The organism is Sulfuricella sp. T08, from assembly GCF_000971475.1.
Classification (GTDB): Bacteria; Pseudomonadota; Gammaproteobacteria; order Burkholderiales; family Sulfuricellaceae; genus Sulfuricella.
In genome coordinates, this window is the sequence record NZ_DF967567.1 from 1 (window position 1) to 5,081 (window position 5,081).

At 55.4% G+C, this 5,081-nt stretch carries 5 protein-coding genes; all 5 read left to right on the forward strand.

Annotation, left to right across the window (positions count from 1 at the left end; all coding sequences use genetic code 11):
* Nucleotides 1-257, forward strand: a 257-nt coding sequence (locus tag SCT_RS15100; RefSeq protein ID WP_371257751.1) for a cytochrome b/b6 domain-containing protein, incomplete at its 5' end; no start/stop codon positions are given.
* A 251-nt stretch (nt 258-508) separates the two neighbouring features.
* The gene (locus tag SCT_RS15105) at nt 509-901 is read left to right on the forward strand and encodes a hypothetical protein (RefSeq protein ID WP_059424624.1); all 393 of its coding nucleotides are present in this window, start codon (nt 509-511) and stop codon (nt 899-901) included.
* Between the two features lie 75 nt (nt 902-976).
* The gene (locus tag SCT_RS15110; RefSeq protein WP_059424626.1) at nt 977-2,221 is read left to right on the forward strand and encodes a YeeE/YedE thiosulfate transporter family protein; all 1,245 of its coding nucleotides are present in this window, start codon (nt 977-979) and stop codon (nt 2,219-2,221) included.
* Nucleotides 2,222-2,234: 13 nt separating this feature from the next.
* Entirely contained in the window at nt 2,235-3,389 is a 1,155-nt protein-coding gene (locus SCT_RS15115) for a rhodanese-like domain-containing protein (RefSeq protein WP_059424627.1), read from the forward strand.
* A 100-nt stretch (nt 3,390-3,489) separates the two neighbouring features.
* A partial coding sequence (locus SCT_RS15120) for a tetrathionate reductase family octaheme c-type cytochrome (protein ID WP_059424630.1) occupies nt 3,490-5,081 on the forward strand: 1,592 nt, incomplete at its 3' end.

The following is a 5,081-nucleotide window of genomic DNA, read 5'->3' on the forward strand; positions in this document are numbered from 1 at the left end:
GCCTGGCCTATCTCGGCGTGCTGCTGTTCATCGGGCCATTACTGTGGCTCTCAGGCTGGTTCTACCTGTTCTTTAGTGACTGGACGGCATGGGGCGTGGACAAATATGTCTCTCTGGAGTGGGTGGCTTTCTTTCACACTGCCGGCGCATTCATGATGCTGCTGTTCCTGATCGCCCACGTCTACCTGACAACGGCGGGTCATACCCCGACTTCGCATATCAAGGCGATGATTACCGGATGGGAAGAAGTGGATTAGAGTCTCCCTCCTTCCACCCCACCCGAGAGCCGGGCAGTGAAAACTGCCCGGCTTTTTTCATTGCTCAGTCTCCACTACAATTCCTCACACCAGCTAACCACCCTGTCCCCTATCTTATTCAGACGGCTGGATGTTAAGAACATATATCTGTTTTTTATTGGACATCCATATCCTGTTAGTCTATTATTTTTAGTACAGATGGCAGTTGGTTACATTTTAATATTCAAAAATAATTATGAGGAGAGTCTTACATGAAAACCAAGCTTTCGATCTCAATTGTTCTGGCCATACTGGGCACCACGGCATATACAACTGCACAGGCCTATGATGGCGACTGGAAACGCGGCCGCGTTTACTACCGCCAGGTGTGCACCAGCTGCCACGTTGCAAAAACAGAAAAAGCCATTGCACCCACTTCCAGGACCAAGGCTGAATGGACTGCCTACCTTCAGGCAGACAAACACGCCAAGGGCAAGGACAGCGTCAAGCAGTACATTAGCCAGCAATACCGCGCCAGCATCAAGGCTACCAACAAGGCTGCCGAGAAATTCGCCGATGTACCCGATCAGGAACTCATGGAAGACATCAGGGCCTTTGTGATCAAAGGCGCGAAGGATGGCGACAGCCCGGCCAGCTGCAGTTAATCAAAACAGCCTGATCGTGTTGTAAAAAACGGGAGCGCCCGGCGCTCCCGTGAGTTACTTGCCTGAGGTGCTACCATGAGTACTGAAAATGGTTCTGCTTGGCTTGCCGGCTTCAAGGCGGACTACGAAACAATTTTTGTCGAAGATTGGTCGCCCTATCTGGGCGGTATCTTGCTGGTGCTGGTGATTATCGGCCTGATGATTAACGGCCTGTTCTGGGGGGTGTTCGGCGGAGTCAAGTTCTGGGGCGACTGGTTCAACAACCTGATCGGTCTGGGGCCGCTTCTCGGCGTACCTCAGGAACTCGACAGCTTTCTCATGCACCGCATGTCGCTGATGAACATCATGCTGGTGCTGGGTTCATTCTGTGCGGCGCTGCTGTCACGCCAGTTTCTTCCGCGCCGGCCTCCGAAACTGGAGTACATCTGGGCTGCGCTGGGCGGCTGCCTGCTGGGTATCGGCGCGGCGCTGGCCGGTGGCTGCACCACCGGTGGCTTCTTCAACCCGATTCTGCATGCCTCCCCGGCAGGCTGGGCCATGTGGGCAGGTTTACTAATGGGTGCCGCCATCGGCCTCAAACTGTTGATGTGGACGCTCGAAAATATCGAGTGGGGTATGGTGGCTCCACCCCCTATCAAGCTTCCGGAAGGCGTTTTACGTATTTATCCCTTGCTTGGGCTTACAGTGGTCGTGGGCGTACTGCTCTGGGCCACCCAGTGGTATGGATCCGGTAACACGCAGCTGGCTGCCCGCGCCGTAATCGTGCTGGCGGGTTTTGCCATCGGCTTCATCATGCACCGTTCGCGCCTGTGCTTTGCGCGATCCTTCCGCGAGCCTTTCATGACTGCCGAAGGCGACATGACCAAGGCTGTCATCCTGGCGCTGACCATCGGCATGATCATTTCCTCGCTGCTGTTCCAGAAAAAAATCATCGATCCCTATGTCGCCATTCCAGCGACTTTCTGGATCGGCTCCCTGCTGGGTGGGCTGATCTTCGGCATCGGCATGATCTTCGCCGGCGGCTGCGCTTCCGGTTCGCTGTGGCGCATGGGTGAAGGGCATGCCAAGCTGTGGATGACGATTTTCTTCTTTTCCTGGTCAGGTTCTATCGCTAGCGCACTGCTCAAGAAATTCAAGATCACGTCCATTGATGAAAGCAACGTGGAGTCCTTTGAGATGACCGCTGTCGGCTTCCAGGCCTACCTCCCGGATATGCTGGGTGGCTGGGGCTGGACCTACCTGATTAGCGGTTCTATCCTGCTGCTGTGGTACCTGCTCGTACGCTACAACGAATCGACTGAAAAGTTTACCGTCATTTGAAGGAGCCATCAAGATGAATAAGAAACTGCAAAATCTGGGACTTGCCCTGGTTTTGTCGCTGCCGGTCGCTCTGCTGGCCGTAGCTTGGCTGGCACCGGCTCACGCAGAACAGGTCAAGGCGAAGGAAGGCTGGTACAACAAGCTGGTGGATATCGAGTTCGTCAAACAAAATGTCGACATTCCACCCAAGAAGGGCGTATTGCTGATTGACTCCCGCCCCGCGGCACGTCAATACGACCCCGGCCACATCCCTGGCGCGGTAAGCATCCCAGACAGCAAGTTCGACCAGATGGCCGGCAGCCTGCCACAGGACAAGAGCTCGCTGCTGATTTTCTACTGCGGCGGTGTGGAGTGCATGCTGAGCCACAACTCTGCCTTCAAGGCGGAAAAGCTTGGCTACACCAATATCCGAGTTTATGCCGACGGCTCTCCCGACTGGGCAGCCAAGGGCACGGGACAAGCCGTCTCTGCAGCCTACATCAAGAAGTTGCTGGATGAAAAATCCAATTTCATGCTGATAGACGCCCGGCCCAAGCGCTCGTTCGAAAAGGGTGCCATTCCAAATGCGGTAAATATTTCAGACAGTGAATTTGACAAACATATAGACAAACTTCCAGCCGACAAGGCCACGCCACTGATTTTCTACTGCGGCGGCCTGGAATGTGTGCTTAGCGTCAAATCCGCCGAAAAGGCCCGCAAGCTGGGTTATACCGACGTCAAAACATATGTTGAAGGCTATCCGGAGTGGGCCAAGCTGCATGGGGAAGCAGCAGTTCCAGCCGCCACCAGCGGCGCTGGTGAGACAGCCAGGACTGCGGCCAGCATTGAAGCCGGCAAGGAAAAAGGCAGCATCTCGGTTGCGTCCTTCGAACGCATCATGAAGGAAAATCCGGATTCCCTGCTGCTGGTTGATGTGCGTGATGCCAAGGAATTCAAGGCAGGCACCATCAAGGGAGCGATCAACATTTCCATCGGCGATCTGGAGAAAAAGATCGAAACCCTGCCCAAAGACAAACCCATCGTCTTTCTGTGTGGCACGGGAGCCCGCTCAGGAGAAGCCCATGACACGGCAAAACTGCTGCGCAGCGAACTGCAGACCTATTTCATTGATGCCGAGATGAAATTCAACGCGGATGGCACGTTCAGCATCAAGGAACGCGGCAAATAAGCCCCTGTTTCAAGACGGGTGGTTGACCACCCGTCTTGAAACCGTTGCAACAGCAAACAATCAGACCATTCACTGACATCATGCTTCGGAAGGATATGCCATGAATACCCAGCACCCTCAATGGGCAACCGCCATCGCGTTTGCCGGCTGGCTGGCCACACTGTGCGCCCTGACCATAAGCAGCATGGCTGGCGCCGCCGATACATCCACTGCCGACCACAGCAAGTTCAAGCAGCTGCAACAGCCGTTCGCAACCGGCCCGGATGTCACCAAGGCCTGCCTCTCCTGCCATACCGAAGCCGCCAAACAGGTACACAAAACCAAACACTGGACCTGGGAATTTCTCAACCCGGAAAACAATCAGCGCCTGGGCAAAAAGAATGTCATCAACAATTTCTGCATTTCCATTTCGCAGAATTATGCCACCTGCACTTCCTGCCATGCCGGTTATGGCTGGAAGGACAAGAACTTCGACTTCAGCTCGGAAATCAATGTCGACTGCCTGGTCTGCCACGACCGCACCGGCCTCTACAATAAACCGCCCGGCCTTGCCGGACACCCGGTATACAAGGAAATGGAATTTCCTCCCGGATCCGGCAAGATCCTCAAGCCGGTGGACCTGAACAAGGTCGCCCAGAAAGTTGGCAAGACCAGTCGTGACACCTGTGGCGCCTGCCACTTCAAGGGCGGCGGCGGCGATGGCGTGAAACACGGCGACATGGATAGCTCACTGGCTGCTCCTGAAAAGGAGCTCGATGTCCACATGGACGCTTCCGGCGCGGATTTCACCTGCGGCACCTGTCACAAGACTTCCAGCCACGAAGTGCCGGGCAGTCGTTACACGCCCACCGCGCAGGACAAGGGCGGCGCCCACATGCGCGGCAAGGCGGACAGCAGCAACCCGGCTACCTGCCAAGCCTGCCATGGCGATCAGCCGCATCCGGTCAACCTGACCAAACTGGACAATCATGGCAAAAAATTGAATGAACACACCAGCAAGATCGCCTGCCAGACCTGTCATATTCCGGAATTCGCGCGCGGTGGCGTGCCCACCAAAATGTCCTGGGACTGGTCGACTGCCGGCAAGATGGGGCCAGATGGAAAACCCATGACCAAGAAAGACAAGAAAGGCCATGCCACCTATGATTCCAAGAAAGGGGATTTCGTACTTGCTGAAAATGTCGTCCCGGAATACTACTGGTTCAACGGCAAGGTGACATACACCCTGCTCGGCGACAAGGTCAGCAAGAGCGATGTCGCAACCCCGATCAACCGTATCGGTGGCAGCCCAACCGATGGCAAGTCGATGATCTGGCCAATGAAGGTAATGCGCGGCAAGCAGCCCTTCGACCCGGTCAACCAGACCCTGGTTATGCCGGATACCGCCGGCGACGACAAAATTGCCTACTGGAAAAATTTTGACTGGGAAATATCCATTGCCAGTGGCATGCAGAACATGGGTGCCCCATTCTCAGGCAAGGTCGATTTCATCAAGACCGAAATGTTCTGGCCCATCACCCACATGGTCGCACCAAAAGAGAAGGCCCTGTCCTGCGTGCAGTGCCACGACGCCAAGACTGGAGGCCGCCTGAAAGAGATCAAAGGCATCTACATGCCGGGCCGGGGCGACAACAACAAGCTGCTCGATATGGCCGGCTGGGCACTCGCTCTGCTGACTCTGATCGGCGTGCT

Bases quoted from the DNA above. Each gene is read 5' to 3' on its own strand.
- SCT_RS15110 (WP_059424626.1), top strand. From the start codon at position 977: ATGAGTACTGAAAATGGTTCTGCTTGGCTTGCCGGCTTCAAGGCGGAC.
- SCT_RS15115 (WP_059424627.1), top strand. From the start codon at position 2,235: ATGAATAAGAAACTGCAAAATCTGGGACTTGCCCTGGTTTTGTCGCTG.
- SCT_RS15105 (WP_059424624.1), top strand. From the start codon at position 509: ATGAAAACCAAGCTTTCGATCTCAATTGTTCTGGCCATACTGGGCACC.